The organism is Cytobacillus solani, from assembly GCF_006704205.1.
In the GTDB taxonomy this organism is placed as follows: Bacteria; Bacillota; Bacilli; order Bacillales; family Cytobacillaceae; genus Cytobacillus; species Cytobacillus solani.
The window spans coordinates 3,244,625-3,262,623 of sequence record NZ_CP041305.1; the positions used below are offsets into that span (position 1 = coordinate 3,244,625).

Sequence of the window (17,999 nt, forward strand, 5' to 3'; positions counted from 1 at the left end):
ACATGTTAGTAGAAATTAACTTATTGCCTCAAAAAGAGGAGAAAAATAAATCCCTTTTACTGCTTGTTATTATTTCCGTCATCCTCCTCCTTATTGGCGGATTTTTTGCATACTGGGTCAATCGTTCCAATAACATCAAATTAAATACATTAGATCAGCAAATTGCTGCAAATGAAGAGTTAGTAGCATATGAACAGGAAAAGAGTAAGTCCGATGAGTCTTCTACCTCTTATACAAAGCTAGAAAATACTGTAAAATGGGCGGAGGAATATCCGGCCAAAACGGTTCCGGTGCTGCAAAAATTGACTGCACTTTTACCAGAACGAGGATTTATTCAAACTTTTAATTATGTAGAGACTGGGATCATTCAAGTAGGTATTCAATTTGAATCAAGCCGAGAAGCCGCATACTATTTAAATTCCTTACAGGAATCTAATTGGGTAGAGGATTCAAAACTCCTTTCAGTGGATGCAATTACTAGTTTCTATGATAAAAAGTTTGGTGAGTCTGAAGATGAAATCGATAAAAGTAAATTGAAAAATGAAACATACCTCCCGCGATATTTAAGTCAATTTGAAATTAGCTTGGACAGAGATGTAATGAAGAACGAAGCAAATAATCATTCCTCCAATGAATTAGGAGGAGATGAATAATGAATAGACCCTTGCAAAAAAATAATATTTTGTTGATTATCTTATCGATTTTTTTATTAACTGCTTTTTTTGTAGGTATATACTTTTTCTTACTTTATCCTAAAATGGAAAAAATCAAGCTGAAGGAAATGGAATTACAATCACAGGAACAGCTTTTAGCAACTCTCAAAAATAAAGGGGAAAATACGGAAAAACATCCTGTTGAAAGCACAATCCACCTGCAAGAGCAGGTTCCTGTTAAACCAATGGCACAGCAGTTGTTGCTGGATATAGAAAAAGCTGAAGTTGTTTCAGGAAGCTTTGTAGCCAATATGACCTTCCAAGATGGCGGAGTAATTGAATTGGATGACAATAAAAACGTGGACGCTGAGAATTCTGAGGAAGCTGAAACGGATGGGACAGCAGAAGAGGAAAGTTCAACTCCACTTCCGGAAGGCGTTGAAAAGACTACTGTGAATCTAACAATAGAATCACCAAGTTATTTTGACTTCGAATCCTTTTTGCAGATACTAGAAAACTTAAATCGGATAGTTGTAGTAGAAGCTATTGATTTTACTGCAAACGAGGAAATTATCGAAGAAAGTCAAGAGAATACACCTATAACCTATCAGGTGACACTTTCCGCTTTTTATATGCCAACATTATCAGATTTAATTGATCAACTGCCAAAGATTGAGACACCAAAGCCAGCAAATAAGAAAAATCCTTTTAGCAGCTTTGGAGAATATACAAATGAAAAAGTGCAAAACAATCAATCGAAATCAATAAACTCATCGAACAATTCAAATGTTGAAATTGAAAATGGAGAAGTAGAAATAACAGATTCAAATGGTGAAAACGATATTGTAAATGATCGCGAAAATACAACTAATCATGTTGTAAAGCCTGGAGACACAATTTATAAACTAGCAATAAAATATTATAATTCAAACAATGGGATAGAGATTATTAGAGAAGCGAATCATTTAAAGGATAATAAAATTATCACTGGCCAAGTTTTAATCATTCCTCTTGCCAAAAATGAATAACCCAATATCCTTAATCTCACTAGTAAAAAATTTGACGAAAATCCCAAGTAACAAGACGACAAAAGTCTTGTTATTTTTTTTTGCCATTATGATAGGATGGAACAAAATTAGCAATTGATAGGAAAGAGAGGAGGAGGAAATGGTGGACAGACGAGAGAAGGGAAAAACCATTACAATTAAAATAAATGGCAAAAACCATACGTTCCTTGAAACGGCGAGAAAAGAGAATGAAAGATTGAAAATGGAAGATAAAAGTGAGAGATTGATAGAAGAGACTATTCAAAACAACAAGTATGACTATTCCTCTGCGATTGAAGCGGCTGCCTCAAAAGAAGCAGCGGATGAAGAAAATTTTGACTGGATTTTGCCGGATGAATCATCGGATGTAGATATGGATGTGCAGGAATACAAAATTGCCAAACAGCCAAAAAAGCAAAATCAAAAAGGCATCGGGGCGATTAGTAAAAATTTCAAGAAGAATAATCGCAATGGTTTGCTTTCTTCTGTGTTTTTGACGGTGTTTTTTGCTATTCTCTTAGGGACAAGTTTTGGCTTGCTTTTGTTAAAGCTAGTGATTACTGAAAATGAAATTCCTGTTGATCAGCCAGTGATTGCCGAACCAACCCCAGAAAAAACGGAGGATACATCTGCTAGAGAGACAGGGTCAATCGCTCTTGACCCATTATCTACATTTATTGTACAAGGCGGTGTGTTCTCGAATAAAGAGGCAGCAGATCAAATGAAGGAAGGGGCCATTCAATTGGGAGCTCCTGCACAAGTAGTAGAAATGAACGGACAAGCTATTTTATATGTAAGTGCAGCAGACAGTATCGAACATGCGAAGGAAATCGGTGCACAGTTAAAAACCAAAGGAATAGAAGTATTTGCAAAACCAATTACTCTTGAGGGCAAAACGATTAAAGACCTTCAAAAAGAAGAGAAAAAGGTAATGGAGGCAGCTGGAGTAATTTATCAATCATTAGCTGCTGGTGCTTCAGAAGCTGCTGTAAGTCAAACGATTTCTGCATCAACAATTGAAGATATTGAAAAACAAGGTTCGATCCTGAAGGATATTACTGAAGATAAGCTTAAACATGAAGGGGTTATTGCAATAAAAGCAGAGCTTGATCAAGCAATTGAGCAGCTTAGCGCGTATAAACAAAAACCAGAACCATCTATCCAAACAAAGCTTCAACAGCATTTGCTTGGTTTTCTTGCTGTTTATCAATCTCTATAGATCATTTTTTCTATAAATGACAAATCCTTTCATTTTTCGAATATTTTCTGGGAAATAACACATGTTATTGAAGTCTGTTCGATGATTTTCGACAGGCTTCTTTTCGATTGGCTAACATATTAGGGTAAGGGGAACGTTAACCAAATGAGTATTCGATGATTGCAGGCATATTCTGGCAGTATGTAAGAACTTTTTCGCTATTTGTCGGTTTAAAAATTGTTTGTCCTGCTGAATTTTGGTACGATGATGATGTATCTCCCAAATCGATACAAAAATTAAGGTAAGGTGATGAAATGCAAAACCTCATTTTAGCCTCTTCTTCTCCACGACGAAAAGAACTTCTTGAAAACCTTCATTTAACATTTGAAGTTTCCAGCAGTGATGTTGATGAAAGCTTTAATCCCGAACTAGCACCGGGAGAGATTGTCATGGAGCTTAGCAGTAGAAAAGCAAAAGCGGTGAGCAAGAAATACCCAGGCTCATATGTAATTGGAGCCGATACCGTTGTAGTTTTAGATGGGACGATATTAGGCAAGCCGCAAGATAAAGCAGAAGCATTCTCAATGCTGAGAGCTTTAGCCGGAAGAACACATGCAGTTTATACAGGGGTATCAATTATCGCTCCTGGAAAGGATAATAATTTTTACGTGAAAACGGATGTGGTGTTTTGGGAGCTTACAGATGATGAAATCAATGCTTACATTAACACCGGTGAACCGTTTGACAAAGCAGGCGCATATGGCATTCAAGGCCAAGGCAGTGTACTCGTCAAAGAAATAACAGGAGATTATTTTTCTGTTGTTGGTCTGCCTGTTTCAAGAACTGTTCGAGAATTAAGGAATTTAGAGTTTGAGATTCCTATCTGATTTTTTCTTATCTTCAGATCCCTTACGCCCGGAATAGGGAGGAATACTCTTCATGCAAACTGAATCCTTGATGATTAAGAATTTTCCACAGGATGAGCGTCCAAGGGAACGCTTTATCCAAAATGGTCCACAAAGTTTATCCACTCATGAACTTGTGGCGATTCTGCTTAGGACAGGAACGAAGGATGAATCTGTGCTGCAATTATCTAACAGGCTTATCAATCATTTTGAAGGCCTTAGGTTATTAAAGGATGCATCCTTAGATGAAATAACAGCGATAAAAGGAATTGGGAAAGCTAAGGCTATTCAGCTACTTGCTGCAGTTGAAATTGGCAGAAGAATCTCGAATCTTTCTTTTGATGATCGCTATGTCATCCGCTCACCAGAGGATGGAGCGAAATATGTAATGAATGACATGAGATTTCTTTCGCAGGAGCATTTCGTATGCCTATATTTAAATACGAAAAACCAAGTCCTGCACAAACAGACCATTTTTATTGGCAGTCTAAATTCCTCCATTGTACATCCGAGAGAGGTATTCAAAGAGGCATTTAGACGCTCAGCAGCATCAATTATTTGCCTTCATAACCACCCGAGCGGAGACCCAACACCGAGCAGAGAGGATATTGACGTAACGAAACGACTTTCTGAGTGTGGGAAAATTATTGGAATTGAAGTGCTCGATCATCTGATTATCGGGGATAATAAATTTGTGAGCCTGAAGGAAAAAGGGTATTTATAACACTTTAGTTTTGTCCGCTGATAAGCTATAATATTATCTATGCTTTTTTACGTTTAATTAAATAAAGTTAGCGTTTTTAGCTTAAAAAAAAATGGCATTTTATCTTAATTTATTGCATTTCGTATCAGAAAGGGAGATACACTTATGTTTGGAACAAAGGACCTAGGAATCGATTTGGGGACTGCTAATACACTCGTTTATATTAAAGGAAAAGGTATCGTAGTAAGGGAACCATCAGTAGTTGCTTTACAAACAGATACGAAAAATATTGTTGCTGTCGGTAATGATGCCAAAAATATGATCGGCCGAACACCAGGGAATATTGTTGCGCTTCGTCCGATGAAAGATGGCGTTATCGCTGATTATGAAACAACAGCTGTGATGATGAAATATTATATTAATCAAGCGATAAAAAATAAAGGATTATTCTCTGGAAAGCCATATGTAATGGTTTGTGTTCCTTCGGGGATTACTGCTGTTGAGCAGCGTGCAGTTATCGATGCAACACGCCAAGCTGGGGCAAGAGATGCTTATCCGATTGAAGAGCCATTTGCTGCAGCAATTGGAGCGAACCTTCCTGTGTGGGAGCCAACTGGCAGTATGGTCGTTGATATTGGCGGCGGAACGACTGAGGTTGCCATTATTTCATTAGGAGGAATTGTAACAAGTCAATCTGTCAGAGTTGCAGGGAATGAAATGGATGACGCGATTATTAATTATATTAGAAAGCACTATAACCTTTTAATCGGGGATAGAACAGCAGAAATTATTAAAATGGAGATCGGTTCTGCTGGGGAGCCTGAAGGAATTGATAATTTCGAAATCCGCGGGCGTGACCTTTTAACTGGACTTCCGAAGACGATTGAAATCACGGCAGAAGAAATTTCTCGTGCCTTACATGATACAGTGTACTCCATTGTAGAGGCGGTTAAAGTAACACTTGAAAAAACACCGCCAGAATTAGCGGCAGACATTATGGATCGAGGAATTGTACTTACTGGCGGCGGTGCATTGCTCCGTAACTTAGATCGAGTGATCAGTGAAGAAACAAGTATGCCTGTTCTGATTGCAGAAAATCCGTTAGATTGTGTTGCGATCGGTACAGGAAAGGCGCTAGATCATATTGATTTATTTAAAAACAAAGCGAAAGACTCTCGTTAATTTAAAAAATACAAATGTATGAACAAGAAGAGTATGCTCGTCCACGCAGATTTTGTGGCGAGCGCCTTTCTTGTGAATTGATATACTTAAGAGAGAAAAAATATATCGAGGTGTAGGGAATGCCACAGTTCTTTTTGAATAAACGCCTGATTATTTTGCTTGTCAGTATCATTATTCTAGTGGCATTGATTGGGTTTTCTTTAAGTGGGCGTTCAAAATTAAGCTGGCCTGAACAATTTATTAAAGATACAACCGGCTGGGTTCAAACAGCCGTTTCACGCCCAACTCATTATGTTGCGAACTTTTTTGAAAATCTGAAAGACTTGCAAAATACATATACGGAAAATAAAGAATTGAAATCAAGGTTAGATGAGCTCGCGCGGCTTGAATCAGAGGTACAAAAATTAAAGAAAGACAATGCTGAGCTTCAAGAGATTCTAGATATAAAGGATTCATTAAGTGCTTTTGAGCCAAAACAAGCAACTGTTATTGGGAGAAATCCAGATAAATGGACGGAATTGCTTATTATTAATAAAGGAACAAATGACGGAATCGAGAAAAATATGCCTGTTATTACGGCGAATGGCTTAATTGGAAAAGTGAAAAGTAGCCAGTCCTTTACTTCAACTGTTCAGTTGCTTAGTTCAATGGACCCTACGAACCGGATATCTGCAGAAATTCAAGCGGGTGGAGAAAGTATTTTTGGGTTTATTGAGGGATATGACGATGAAAAAGGTCTTCTCATGATGAAACGAATCCCATCGGATGCAAAGGTTAAGAAGGGTCAGACTGTCATTAGTTCTGGTAAAGGAGGCGTATTCCCGAAAGGTCTTCTTATTGGGAAAGTAGTGGAGGTTGCGCCGGCAGAGTATGGCCTTACACAGACAGCCTACATTGAACCAGGTGCAAATTTCGATGATATCGAGCATGTCATGGTGGCAAAAAGAGGTTCGATACAGCCTGAATTAGAAGATATGATTGATGATAAGGAGGAGGAACTGTGAGAAAATTCCTTCTTCCTATTCTATTAATGGTTTTTTTCATTGTTGAAAGTATCTTTGTCGAGTTAATGCCTCCTAAGGTGTTTGGAAATGAGTATATCCTTGTTCCGCATTTTTTAATGATTGCGATTATTTTGCTTACAGTGTATGGGCCGAAAAACTATGGAGTTCTCTATGGTTTTCTTTTTGGATTATTGTTCGATATTGTCTACACAGAAATTATGGGTATTTATTTATGTCTGTTTCCATTAGTGGCGTATATATGTTACAAATTAATGAAAATCTTACAAACGAATATTGTAATGGTGACGTTCATTTCAATTGTAGGTGTCGCTCTATTAGAGCTTGGAGCATATGAAATGAATGTATTAATTAATCGTACAGATATGACCTTTGTTTCTTATAGTATGGATCGCTTAATACCAACACTTACCCTCAATTTAATTTTTATTATTCTTACTGTTTATCCGTTTAAAAGGCATTATGAGAAGTTAGCTTTGAGCTTGGATGCATAAAAATAGTTACTAAACATTGTATTAGAGTAAACTTGCAAAAGATTCATTGATTTTATTTACGATTGGCCAAATTTTTTTGTGCAAAAAAGGATTTTTTAACGTCCATGTCGAATTGTAGTAAAATAAAGTTTAGGAGCAAGGTTATATTTAGAAACGGCTCACTGCAGCTGATTTCTATAACGAACGTTAGCCTCCTCCTTCTGAAAAAACGCGCTGCGTTTTTTCTTAGTGTTTAGCTAAAGCGTCCCACTCCTTTAAATGGGTGGCAAGACGTTTACGCATTTGCTCTGAGGTGAACAGCTTGTTATGAAGAAATTCCAAAATGTAACGATTAAAGGGACAAAAGATGGGTTGACTCTTCATCTTGACGACTCCTGTTCCTATGTAGAATTAAAGGAAGAATTAGATCGAAAGCTTTCGGAAAGCTCTCAGTCTCGTGAGGACCGGTTAATCTCTGTCCATGTTCAGGTTGGTAATAGATATTTAACAGCTGAGCAGGAAGAGGAAGTAAAAGACTTAGTGCGGCAAAAGAAAAATCTTATCGTCGATTCAATTAGCTCCAACGTAATGACGAAAGATGAAGCAGAGAAGATAAAGAGAGAAAATGAAATTGTACCTGTTGCTAGAATCGTTCGATCGGGACAGGTTCTTCAAGTGCCTGGTGATTTGCTCCTTGTTGGAGACGTGAATCCGGGAGGTACGGTTATTGCAGGCGGAAACATTTTTATAATGGGGGCATTAAAAGGAACTGCTCATGCAGGTTTTAACGGAGATAAGCAAGCGATTATCGCAGCATCCATTATGAAGCCTTCTCAAATCCGAATTAGTGATTGTATTACAAGAGCTCCTGACCATTATCAGGATGATGAAAAAAGAGAAATGGAATGTGCTTACATAAATGATTTGGATCAAATAACTGTTGATAGATTACAAGTTTTAATGCATATTAGACCGAATATTACTAGATTGGAAGGGGGATTCTAGAATGGGAGAAGCCATTGTGATTACATCCGGTAAGGGAGGGGTCGGTAAAACGACGACAAGTGCGAATGTAGGAACGGCCCTTGCTTTACAAGGGAAAAAAGTTTGCCTTGTAGATACAGATATCGGCCTTCGTAATTTAGATGTTGTCATGGGACTTGAAAATCGGATTATTTATGATCTTGTCGATGTTTTGGAAGGTCGATGCAAAATTCACCAGGCACTTGTAAAAGATAAGAGATTTGAAGATCTTTTATATCTATTGCCTGCCGCACAAACAAGTGATAAAACAGCCGTCACACCGGAGCAAATGAAGATACTAATCGATGAATTGAAGCAAGATTATGATTATGTCATCATTGATTGCCCTGCAGGGATTGAACACGGTTACAGAAATGCAGTGGCTGGTGCTGATAAAGCCATTGTTGTGACGACCCCAGAAGTTTCAGCTGTTAGAGATGCGGACCGTATTATTGGTTTGCTGGAAAAAGAGGAAAATGTAGAGTCGCCTAGACTCATAATCAACCGCATTCGTAACCAAATGATGAAAAATGGGGATATGCTTGACGTAGATGAAATTGCTACCCACTTATCGATAGATTTAATCGGTATCGTAGCTGATGATGATGAAGTCATTAGAGCTTCTAATCACGGCGAGCCAATAGCGTTAAATCCGAACAGCAAGGCATCCATTGCTTACCGAAATATTGCCCGCCGAATTTTAGGCGAGTCCATTCCCCTACAGTCGCTTGAAGAGGATAATCCAGGTGTCTTTTCAAAGCTGAAAAAGTTTTTTGGTGTGAAATAGAAAAATCAAAAAGTCAGGGATCCCCTGGCTTTTTTTCTATCCAGCCCGTCTTATGCTTGTCGGGGCTGAACAGTCGCCTCCGCTTTTCAGTGATGTCTAGCTGCAGCGGCTAGGGGCTCGAGGTCTTAAGCCATTCCGGCAAAAAGGTAAAGATCAACCTTTCTGCCGGCCTGTCTTAAGCTTGTCGCCCCTGTGCAAGCCACCTCCGCTTTTCTTTGTTGTCATACTCTTTTCGGACATGTCATAGACTTGTACAAAAGATAAGTAGGGGAATGGTGAGGGATGAGCAATAGAGCGGAGGATATTCGGAAACGGGTTGCACGAAGAAAACGTGAACGTGAAAGAATGACAAAAAATATTGATAATCGTGTTCTTTGGGCAGAAGATGAAGAACGCTATGGCTTTGATAAGCTATCTTCCTATGATGGAGGCAGTGGAGAAGGAAATCATCCTTTATTTCGAAAGGAATGGTTTTTATTTAAGCTGCTAGCTTCAGCCTGTTTATTTTTGATCGTAGCAATTATGTTTAAAAATAATGCCGTAACCTTTGATTCTGCTAGAAATTTTGTTAAAACATCGATGGAAAAGGACTTTCAGTTTGTTGCAGTTTCCAACTGGTATGAGGAGCAATTCGGAAAGCCGTTAGCTTTATTGCCTTTTAAAGAGCAAAAAAATGATGAAGGCAAAAAGAGTACCGCTTCAAATACAGAATATGCCTTACCAGCTTCTGCAAAAATTCTTGAGGAATTTAGTGTGAATGGTCAAAGAATAACGATTGAAACAGGAAAAGGCACTGCCGTTCAAGCGATGAGTGAAGGGCTAGTCAGTTTTGCTGGGAAAAAGGATGGCTTTGGAAAAACAGTGATCATCAAGCATGCGGATAATAGTGAATCATGGTATGGAAATTTGGAGGAAATAAGTGTGGAATTCATGGAATATATCGAAAGTGGAACGGAAGTAGGGATACCGACTGCAACCGAGGACGGCAACAAAGGGTCTTTTTACTTCGCGATCAAGCAGGGGGATGACTTCATCGACCCGATCCAGGTGATTCCATTTGATTAAATTGGCAGGATTGATAAAATATATTCATATTCATCCGCTCTTATGGGTAGTGATCGGTTTAGCGATTATGACTGCTCATTTTATTGAGCTATCGCTGTTTCTATTTATTATCCTTGTACATGAACTGGGACATGCAGGTGCAGCGTCTTTTTTTTCGTGGAGGATTAAAAGAATTGCTCTTTTGCCATTTGGTGGGGTTGCAGAAATGGAGGAGCATGGGAATCGGCCATTAAAAGAAGAAATGATTGTGATTTTGGCAGGGCCCTTTCAGCATCTTTGGATGATGGGGATGGGCTATATTCTATTTCAGTTTTCATTGCTGCCTGACATGATTTATCAGCATTTTATTCAATTCAACCTAATGGTACTATTATTTAATCTTCTTCCGATTTGGCCGCTTGATGGGGGGAAGCTTATATTCCTCTGGCTGTCGCTTTATCATCCATTCCCTGATGCCCATCGGAAATGTTTATTGTTTTCGGTTGGGAGCATAGCTGTTTTTATCATGATCACCTTGTTCATTTCCCCATTTAATTTAAATATATGGGTGGTTGTTTCATTTTTGCTGTTTGCTCTTTATCATGAATGGAAGCAGGGCAGATATGTGTTTATCCGCTTTCTCCTCGAACGGTACTATGGGAAGAACCGAGCTTTCCGTACATTAAAGCCGCTTGTTGTCAAAGAGGAGGAAATGGTGATTCATGTGCTCGAGAAGTTTCAGAGAGGGTATAAGCATCCAATTATTATTGAAAAAGACGGACAAGAAAAAGGATCCTTAGATGAAAATGAGCTATTGCATGCTTATTTTGCGGAAAAGATTGTGACCGCACGCATTGGGGATCTGCTATACGTGTATTAATCAAGAAGTGAGGAAGTATATTGAAGACAATAATTGTTAACCATCTTAATCGCGAAAAGCGTTACGCTGTTTTGAATGATCATGTAGTTGAAAAGCTAATTATTGATCAGCCAAAACAGCATTCTTCTGTAGGAAATATTTATTTAGGAATCGTAGAAAAGGTGCTTCCGGGAATGAATGCAGCATTTGTATCCATTGGGGAAGAAAAAAGCGGGTTTTTACATAGAGATAAGCTAGCTTCTTTTGTACAATCGGATGATGAAATGTCTGTAAAAGCTGCACGCAGCATCTCTGCCTTTGTTCATCAAGGAGAAAAAATTCTTGTTCAAGTTGAAAAGGATGCAGCTGGAACGAAGGGCCCAAGATTAACAGGCATTATTGAACTCCCTGGCAATCACCTCATCTATATGCCGCAAGGACGCTATGTGGCAGTGTCAAAGAAATTTGCAGATGAACGAATCAGAGAGGATTGGCGCAGATTTGGCCAACGAATGAAAGAAGCTGAAGAAGGACTTGTTTTTCGTACATCCTGTGAAAAACAAACAGAAGAAGAACTAATAAATGAATTGCAGAATTTACGTCTTGAATACAAAGAATTGGTAACAAAGTCTGGGCAGCTAAAGAGAGCGGGGAAGGTGCTTGAACGCAACTCTTTTGCTGAAGAGATTATGGAAGAATTAAAGAAACTTGATTCAGGTGAAGTAATTATTGACGATCTAGAAATGAAGAAGCTGTTTCAAAGTAACAGCCATCTCTCAGTCAAACATTATATAGGCAAAGAAAATATTTTTTCAGCTTATCGGTTAGAACATGAAATTGAAAAAGCTTTGAAACGAATTGTTTGGCTTGATAATGGGGCTTATTTAATTATTGATGAAGCAGAAGCTTTAACAGTTATCGATGTAAATACAGGGAAATTTGCCGGAAAGACGGATCAGCGTGAAACCATTTTAAAGACAAATAAAGCGGCAGCTGAGGAAGCGGCAAGGCAAATTCGCCTCCGTGATATCGGCGGGATGATTTTGGTTGATTTTATTGACATGAAAGAAGATAGAGATAGAAGAGCTGTTTTGAATATAATGGAAGCTGCATTGAAAAAGGATGAGCGCCGGACCAATTTGATTGGTTTTTCGCCACTCGGCATTTTACAAATGACAAGAAAGAAAACGAAGCCGGCGATCTCTGAAGCTCTGACGGTGAAATGTCCTTCGTGTGAAGGGACGGGAAGGGTTTTAAGCTCAGAAACCATTGCTTTCCGTCTAGAAAGAGAGCTTTGGGAGCATCGTGGAGCCGATTATGAGGCTGTTCACATTTATACAACTGAAGAAGTGGAAAAGATTTTTTCAGGGGAACGGGAGATACATAAAAAGCGGATAGAGGAACTGCTAGGAATGAAAATTGTTTTTACCGTGATCAATAACGAAAAACCTTTTTATGAAATTGGTCAGTTGCAATAGTTGATAGGAAAAGTATATTGACATAACTGAATATCTTATGTTAGTATTTTCATGTTATGTTTGTAGCGCACCCGTGCTACAACCGCACAGAACAGGTAATAAGATTTTGCTCGAGGCCACGTGCATGCGAGTGAAGCGCCTGAGGATGGCGAGTCTTAGTCTAAGAGGAGGTGCAGTTCATGTACGCGATTATTGAAACTGGTGGTAAGCAAGTAAAGGTAGAAGAAGGTCAAACAATCTACATTGAAAAGCTAAACGCAGAAGCAGGCGAAACAGTTACTTTTGATAAAGTTCTTTTCGTTGGCGGAGATAGTGTGAAAGTAGGAAGCCCTGTTGTTGCAGGTGCTACTGTTACAGCTAAAGTTGAAAAGCAAGGTCGTCAAAAGAAGATCATTGTTTTCAAGTATAAAGCGAAGAAAAACTATCACAAAAAGCAAGGTCATCGTCAGCCTTACACTAAAGTTGTGATTGAAAAAATCAACGCTTAAGGCATCCGATGATTGATGTTACGGTTATTCGTAATAAATCCGATAAGATTCAATCATTTGTAATAAGCGGCCATGCCTTTTTTGCCAAGCGGGGCAAGGATATCGTCTGTGCAGGCGTATCTGCTGTATCGGTTGGCGCAATTAATGCGGTGCATGCCTTAACAGGGGTGACCCCTTTGATTGAGCAGAAGGATGATGGATTTCTCAGCTGTGAGATTCCGGGCAATCTTCCGGAAGATACAATGGAGAAGATTCAGCTTCTTCTAGAAGGAATGGTTGTCTCATTGCGGACAATTGAAGAAGAATACGGACAGCATATAAAAATTACCTTCAAAAAGCAGGAGGTGGAATAAATGTTACTAAAATTAGATCTTCAGTTATTTGCTTCTAAAAAAGGAGTAGGTTCTACAAAGAACGGTCGTGATTCAATCTCTAAGCGTCTTGGCGCTAAGCGTGCGGATGGACAATTCGTAACTGGCGGTTCTATCCTTTACCGTCAGCGTGGAACAAAAATCTACCCTGGAGTAAACGTAGGTAGAGGCGGCGACGATACACTTTTCGCAAAAGTTGACGGCGTTGTTAAATTTGAACGTCTTGGCCGTGACCGTAAGCAAGTGAGCGTATACCCTGCAGCTCAAGAAGCATAAGCAATTGATGGGAAAACTCTAGCCATTAAGGTTAGAGTTTTCTTTTTGGATTTAAATAGGGAGTGAAAGTTTTCAATATTTCCTAATAAATGCTTACGATTTCTCATCTTTTTGGTATACTTACAGCAGGCAGTCTTCACAAAAAAATCGTGTAGGAGTGCATGTATGAATAAGGACTGGAATATGATCGAGGTGCTGCGCTATGCACGCCACGACTGGCTAAATAAAATCCAATTAATAAAAGGCAATCTTGCGCTTAATAAAATTGATCGGGCAAAAGAAATTATCGACGAGATCGTCGCCTGCGCCCAACAGGAAGCAAAGCTTTCTAATTTGAAAATTCCTCAATTCGCCTCGCTGATTCTTACATATAATTGGGAAAATCATATGTTTCAATTGGAATACGATGTGTTGGATGGTTCGAAATGTGATTATTTGGATGATGAATGGCTTGTTAGCTGGACAGGATCATTTTTTGATTGTTTAAATTCATCCATTAAGCAGTATTATGACAACCATTTATCTGTGACAATTGAGCCTCAAATAGAAGGTACTCGTTTCTTTTTCGATTTTAGAGGAATAATAACAAATAAGGAACAGATTGAACGTTTCTTTGAAAGAACGGTTACTGCTCCAAAAATTAATTTTCATCTTTTAACAGAACAAGAACTCTCGCTTGAATTTTTTCTACATAAGTGAAAACAATCAGTTCTTGCTGTCTTTTAGGATAAAGACAGCCAAGACAGGAGGAATAATATGTTTGTCGATCAGGTCAAAATTTATATAAAGGGCGGAGATGGAGGCAATGGAATGGTTGCCTTCCGCCGTGAAAAATATGTTCCAAATGGCGGTCCTGCAGGTGGGGATGGCGGAAAAGGAGCAGATGTTGTTTTTGAAGTGAATGAAGGCTTAAGAACATTAATGGATTTCCGCTATCAGCGTCATTTCAAAGCCCCTCGTGGGGAGCATGGAATGTCCAAGAACATGCATGGCAAAAATTCTAAGGATATGATAGTTAAAGTTCCCCCTGGTACGGTGGTCACTGATGCAGAAACACATGAAGTGATTGCTGACCTTGTTGAGCATGGACAAAGAGCGGTCATTGCTAAGGGTGGTCGAGGCGGCAGAGGAAACACTCGATTTGCCACACCTGCGAATCCAGCACCAGAATTATCTGAGCATGGGGAGCCAGGGGTTGAACGGGAAGTTATTCTTGAACTGAAGCTATTGGCTGATGCCGGGCTAGTAGGTTTCCCGAGTGTTGGAAAATCAACGCTTTTATCTGTTGTCTCTTCAGCAAGACCGAAAATTGCGGAATATCATTTCACGACCATTGCTCCAAATTTAGGAATGGTGGAAACTGAAGATGGCCGTAGCTTTGTATTGGCGGACTTGCCAGGTTTAATTGAAGGTGCCCACTCAGGAGTAGGGTTAGGTCATCAGTTTTTAAGACATATTGAACGTACAAGAGTCATTGTTCATGTAATTGATATGGCAGCAATGGAAGGCAGAGATCCATACGAGGACTATCTAACGATTAATAAAGAATTGAAAGAGTATAACTTGCGACTGACAGAAAGACCGCAAGTCATTGTTGCGAATAAAATGGAAATGCCTGGTGCGGAAGAGAATCTGGAGAAATTTAAAGAGCAGCTGGTAGACGATCACCCTATTTTTCCAATATCAGCAGTTACGCGTCAAGGGTTAAGGGATTTATTGTTTGCCATAGCTAATAAAATTGAAGAAACTCCTGAATTCCCGCTCATCCAAGAGGAAGAGGAAACAGGTGTTCATCGTGTTCTTTATAAGCACGAAGCAGAACAAACAGAATTTGTCATTACTAGAGATTCCGCAGGAGACTTCATTGTTTCAGGAGATGCGATTGAAAAGCTCTTTAAGATGACAGATTTCTCAAGAGATGAATCGGTCAGACGTTTTGCAAGACAGCTTCGTGGGATGGGTGTTGATGATGCTCTTCGCCAAAAAGGGGCAAAAGACGGCGATATCGTCAAGCTGCTTGATTATGAATTCGAGTTTATTGAGTAACCACTAGGGGCAGGTGGAGTGGAGAAATGAGACATGAGAAACTGGATAAAAAATTTTTCTTAGTCCGAGAAGATGTTTTACCAGAAGCAATGAAAAAAACATTAGATGCGAAAGAAATGATTGAAAGAGGGAAAGCAGAATCTGTTTGGGATGCAGCTCAAAAGGTAGATTTAAGCCGCAGTGCTTTTTATAAATATAGAGATACGGTCTTTCCTTTTCATACGGTCGTAAAAGAACGGTTAATTACATTATTTTTTTATTTAGAAGATCGGTCAGGTACATTATCCCATTTATTAGGTGAAGTAGCATCGTCAGGCTGCAATGTGTTGACGATTCATCAAACAATTCCACTCATGGGAAGGGCAAACGTTACGCTTTCCTTAAATACAGCAGGAATGCAAATTGAAATTGAAGAATTATTAATTAGGCTAAGAAAATTAGAGTTTGTTGAAAGAGTTGAGGTGCTTGGTTCAGGTGCATGATTAATCGTGCACCTGTGCCTATCACCTTTTTTTATTTTTACTTATGCCATGTAAAGTGGTAAAGTGTTAGTAATCAATTATACATATCGTGCTTTTTAAGGGGAGAGAAGATACTGTGAAAATAGGTTTTTTAGGTCCGAAAGCAACTTTTACAGACATTGCCGTTCGTGAAATGTTTCCTAAAGAAGAATCTGTTCCATATGCAACAATTCCAGATTGTTTTGATGCATTAAGCGAGGATGAAATTGAACTAGCAGTTGTACCTTTAGAGAATGCACTTGAAGGGTCTGTAAATATTACACTTGATTATTTAGTTCACGAAGTAAATTTACCGATTATTGCAGAGCTTACTTCCCCCATTCGCCAGCATTTTATGGTGCATCCAGACAATAAAGACAGCTGGAAGGAGACTGAAAGGATTTATAGCCACTCCCATGCCATTGCACAATGCCACAAGTTTTTACATAAAGAATTGAAAGGAGTTCCTTATACGAATACAACCTCCACAGCAGCGGCAGCACAATTTATTAAGGAACATCCGGATATGAAAGCTGGAGCGATTGCCAATGAGCTGGCAGCAAAGGAATATGGCCTTTCGATTGTTCGGAAAGATGTGCATGATATCCATTATAATCATACTCGTTTTATCGTTCTTTCAAAAAATGAAATGCCGTTATGTGAGGATGGTTCTGCGTTTAAAGGATACAAAACAACGGTGATGATCACATTGCCATCCGATCGTGCAGGTGCACTTCACCAGGTTTTATCCGCATTTGCTTGGAGAAGATTGAATCTTTCTAAAATTGAATCCAGGCCGATGAAAACTGGCTTGGGTAATTATTTTTTTATCATTGATATTGATATGAAACAGGATGATGTATTAATTCCAGGAGTTGTTGCGGAGTTAGAGGCGCTTGATTGTAAAGTAAAGATCTTAGGGAGCTATCCTTATTATCAGCTAGGTTTAGAGACTTCTAAATCGAATACTTACCTGTAAACAGAAAAGGAGCACAAATGTGTGCTCTTTTTTCATTTGAAAGAAAATATATCATTTAATGTTATATATAATCTTTGTAATGAGGCTGTCTATGTCTAGCTCCATAAGTTGTTCTTTACTCAACTAAAAAATTTGCATCCTTTAATGCTTTTTCAGCTTCATCTAGCTTTTCCTTAGTTGCTGCTGAAATTGTATGAAGATGAATGCCGCCTGTAAGCTCAGATAAATAGGAGGCATTCGTTGATTTGATTTTTTTCATAAATTGACTGACTTCTTTTCGACTAGAAACCATAACAGATGCCGTTAAATCTCCATAGACAGGATGTTCAATGCGAACATCCTTTACCGTGACCCCATAATCAACAAGTAAATTAAGTTCTTCTTCTGTTCTTTCAGGTGTATGGTTGCTAGCAATGATACGCTCTACTATGGGGGCCTGACTGCCATTTTGAATTAGAAACATATAGCCTTGGCTTGTGGCTATAATTGGTTCACCCTTTGCTTTTAAAAGGGTAATGTCGCCGACAATGACTTGTCTGCTTACGTTTGTGATCGATGCAAGCTCACTGCCTGTTATCGGCTCTCCCTTATCCTTCAAAAGCTGGAGCAGCATCTCTCTTCTCTCTTCACCGAGCACCTTTCGTTGATTCTTCATTATATAAACTCCCTCACATCCCAATAATAACTAATTTTATCATAATTATGGGCTGAAATTAACTGAATTAGCTTTGGAATGATTTTAACAAAGTGTAAGAGTGCCTGATAAATCAAATTTTTATCACCAAGGGGATCAGAGATATGAATATATTTCAAACAGTCGATCGTAAATTAATTTAATCAGCAGCAAAGAATTTTATTCTTACCTAATCAGCATTTAGAAAGAATGCTAGCATATGTCTAAAACCGCCTTCATTATGGGAGGTTTTTTTCTTCTAAAAAAACCTTTGTAACTAGTTACTCAAACAT

Annotated in this window: 21 protein-coding genes and 1 other annotated feature; of the genes, 20 read left to right on the forward strand and 1 reads right to left on the reverse strand. The window is 38.8% G+C overall.

Going from position 1 to position 17,999, the window contains the following annotated elements; all coding sequences use genetic code 11:
• Positions 1–2 precede the first annotated feature (2 nt).
• The 20 genes from FI644_RS16200 (at position 3) to pheA (ending at position 17,033) form a co-directional block, all read left to right on the forward strand.
• Positions 3–653 (forward strand): PilN domain-containing protein, encoded by a 651-nt coding sequence (locus tag FI644_RS16200; RefSeq protein ID WP_053477173.1) that lies wholly within the window; start codon positions 3–5, stop codon positions 651–653.
• Positions 653–1,681: a LysM peptidoglycan-binding domain-containing protein gene (locus tag FI644_RS16205; RefSeq protein WP_053477172.1), complete on the forward strand. Its 1,029-nt coding sequence runs from the start codon at positions 653–655 to the stop codon at positions 1,679–1,681. Before FI644_RS16200 ends, FI644_RS16205 begins: the two co-directional genes overlap by 1 nt.
• Before the next feature lie 139 nt (positions 1,682–1,820).
• Positions 1,821–2,918 (forward strand): SPOR domain-containing protein, encoded by a 1,098-nt coding sequence (locus tag FI644_RS16210; protein ID WP_053477171.1) that lies wholly within the window; start codon positions 1,821–1,823, stop codon positions 2,916–2,918.
• A 293-nt stretch (positions 2,919–3,211) separates the two neighbouring features.
• On the forward strand, positions 3,212–3,784 hold the full coding sequence (locus FI644_RS16215) for a Maf family protein (RefSeq protein WP_053477170.1): 573 nt from the start codon (positions 3,212–3,214) through the stop codon (positions 3,782–3,784).
• A gap of 52 nt (positions 3,785–3,836) precedes the next feature.
• The gene (gene radC, locus FI644_RS16220; protein ID WP_053477169.1) at positions 3,837–4,526 is read left to right on the forward strand and encodes a RadC family protein; all 690 of its coding nucleotides are present in this window, start codon (positions 3,837–3,839) and stop codon (positions 4,524–4,526) included.
• 144 nt (positions 4,527–4,670) lie between these two features.
• On the forward strand, positions 4,671–5,687 hold the full coding sequence (locus tag FI644_RS16225) for a rod shape-determining protein (protein ID WP_053477168.1): 1,017 nt from the start codon (positions 4,671–4,673) through the stop codon (positions 5,685–5,687).
• A gap of 119 nt (positions 5,688–5,806) precedes the next feature.
• Positions 5,807–6,691: a rod shape-determining protein MreC gene (mreC, locus tag FI644_RS16230; RefSeq protein WP_053477167.1), complete on the forward strand. Its 885-nt coding sequence runs from the start codon at positions 5,807–5,809 to the stop codon at positions 6,689–6,691.
• Positions 6,688–7,203 (forward strand): rod shape-determining protein MreD, encoded by a 516-nt coding sequence (mreD, locus tag FI644_RS16235; protein ID WP_053477166.1) that lies wholly within the window; start codon positions 6,688–6,690, stop codon positions 7,201–7,203. Before mreC ends, mreD begins: the two co-directional genes overlap by 4 nt.
• 306 nt (positions 7,204–7,509) lie before the next feature.
• Entirely contained in the window at positions 7,510–8,187 is a 678-nt protein-coding gene (minC, locus tag FI644_RS16240; RefSeq protein ID WP_142108606.1) for a septum site-determining protein MinC, read from the forward strand.
• 1 nt (position 8,188) lies between these two features.
• A complete protein-coding gene (minD, locus tag FI644_RS16245) occupies positions 8,189–8,992 on the forward strand; it encodes a septum site-determining protein MinD (protein ID WP_053477164.1) in 804 nt (267 codons plus the stop codon).
• Positions 8,993–9,274: 282 nt separating this feature from the next.
• Entirely contained in the window at positions 9,275–10,057 is a 783-nt protein-coding gene (locus tag FI644_RS16250) for a M23 family metallopeptidase (protein ID WP_053477163.1), read from the forward strand.
• Positions 10,050–10,916: a M50 family metallopeptidase gene (locus tag FI644_RS16255; protein ID WP_053477162.1), complete on the forward strand. Its 867-nt coding sequence runs from the start codon at positions 10,050–10,052 to the stop codon at positions 10,914–10,916. The genes FI644_RS16250 and FI644_RS16255 overlap by 8 nt, the downstream gene beginning before the upstream one ends.
• 20 nt (positions 10,917–10,936) lie before the next feature.
• Positions 10,937–12,373 carry an Rne/Rng family ribonuclease gene (locus tag FI644_RS16260; RefSeq protein ID WP_053477161.1) on the forward strand — a complete coding sequence of 479 codons (1,437 nt, stop codon included), beginning with the start codon at positions 10,937–10,939 and terminating at the stop codon, positions 12,371–12,373.
• A gap of 70 nt (positions 12,374–12,443) precedes the next feature.
• Positions 12,444–12,539 (forward strand) — a sequence feature (ribosomal protein L21 leader region).
• A 13-nt stretch (positions 12,540–12,552) separates the two neighbouring features.
• The gene (rplU, locus tag FI644_RS16265) at positions 12,553–12,861 is read left to right on the forward strand and encodes a 50S ribosomal protein L21 (RefSeq protein WP_053477160.1); all 309 of its coding nucleotides are present in this window, start codon (positions 12,553–12,555) and stop codon (positions 12,859–12,861) included.
• Positions 12,862–12,869: 8 nt separating this feature from the next.
• Positions 12,870–13,214: a ribosomal-processing cysteine protease Prp gene (locus FI644_RS16270; RefSeq protein ID WP_053477597.1), complete on the forward strand. Its 345-nt coding sequence runs from the start codon at positions 12,870–12,872 to the stop codon at positions 13,212–13,214.
• Positions 13,215–13,508 carry a 50S ribosomal protein L27 gene (gene rpmA, locus FI644_RS16275; protein WP_053477159.1) on the forward strand — a complete coding sequence of 98 codons (294 nt, stop codon included), beginning with the start codon at positions 13,215–13,217 and terminating at the stop codon, positions 13,506–13,508.
• A 165-nt stretch (positions 13,509–13,673) separates the two neighbouring features.
• Positions 13,674–14,207, forward strand: a complete 534-nt coding sequence (locus FI644_RS16280; protein WP_053477158.1) for a sporulation initiation phosphotransferase B — start codon at positions 13,674–13,676, stop codon at positions 14,205–14,207.
• Between the two features lie 57 nt (positions 14,208–14,264).
• On the forward strand, positions 14,265–15,554 hold the full coding sequence (gene obgE, locus FI644_RS16285; protein ID WP_053477157.1) for a GTPase ObgE: 1,290 nt from the start codon (positions 14,265–14,267) through the stop codon (positions 15,552–15,554).
• A 26-nt stretch (positions 15,555–15,580) separates the two neighbouring features.
• On the forward strand, positions 15,581–16,036 hold the full coding sequence (thrR, locus tag FI644_RS16290; protein ID WP_053477156.1) for a transcriptional regulator ThrR: 456 nt from the start codon (positions 15,581–15,583) through the stop codon (positions 16,034–16,036).
• A 115-nt stretch (positions 16,037–16,151) separates the two neighbouring features.
• Entirely contained in the window at positions 16,152–17,033 is an 882-nt protein-coding gene (gene pheA, locus FI644_RS16295) for a prephenate dehydratase (protein WP_053477155.1), read from the forward strand.
• Positions 17,034–17,148: 115 nt separating this feature from the next.
• On the opposite strand, the gene FI644_RS16300 is transcribed toward pheA, so the two are convergent.
• Entirely contained in the window at positions 17,149–17,688 is a 540-nt protein-coding gene (locus FI644_RS16300; protein ID WP_053477154.1) for a transcription repressor NadR, read from the reverse strand.
• Between the last annotated feature and the right edge of the window lie 311 nt (positions 17,689–17,999).